1 protein-coding gene is annotated in these 718 nt (G+C 37.6%); it reads left to right on the top strand.

Annotated elements, in window-relative coordinates:
* Positions 1–718: group II intron maturase-specific domain-containing protein (locus tag WQ54_RS17990; RefSeq protein ID WP_046585984.1), on the top strand; the 718-nt coding region annotated here is incomplete at both ends.

The raw sequence follows: 718 nt of genomic DNA on the forward strand, positions 1-718 counted from the left end.
TTGGTCTTGAAACTTATACGGAGGTATCTCCAATCAGGAATCATGATTAACGGTGTGGTTAATGAAGCAGAAGAAGGTACACCACAAGGAGGTCCATTGAGTCCTCTTCTTTCAAACATTCTTTTGGATAGACTTGATAAAGAGTTAGAGAGTAGAGGACACAAATTCGTTCGTTACGCCGACGACTGTAATATATACATGAAGTCAAAGAAAGCTGGTGAAGGAGTGATGACCTCAATTACAAGTTTTATTGAGAAGAAACTAAAACTTAAAGTTAATAGAGAGAAGTCAGCGGTAGACCGCCCTTGGAAACGGAAGTTTCTTGGTTTCAGTTTTACAAACCATAAGAAACCCAAGGTCAGAATAGCGAATGAAAGTATCAAAAGACTAAAGTCTAGGATAAGACAGATCACATCTCGTTCAAAACCTAGTCCTATGGAAGTTAGAATTGAAAAACTAAACCAATATCTAACAGGGTGGTGTGGATACTTCGCTTTAGCTGATACACCAAGTAAGTTCAAAGAATTTGAAGAGTGGATAAGAAGAAGACTTCGTATGGTTGAATGGAAACAATGGAAAACACCTAAAACAAGAGTTAGAAAACTAAAAGGTTTAGGTGTTCCTGATAACAAGGCATACGAATGGGGAAACTCAAGAAAGAAATATTGGAGAATCGCCTGTAGTCCAATTCTACACAAAACCCTTGATAACTCCTATT

Source organism: Bacillus sp. SA1-12, assembly GCF_000981385.1.
Lineage (GTDB): Bacteria > Bacillota > Bacilli > Bacillales > Bacillaceae > Metabacillus.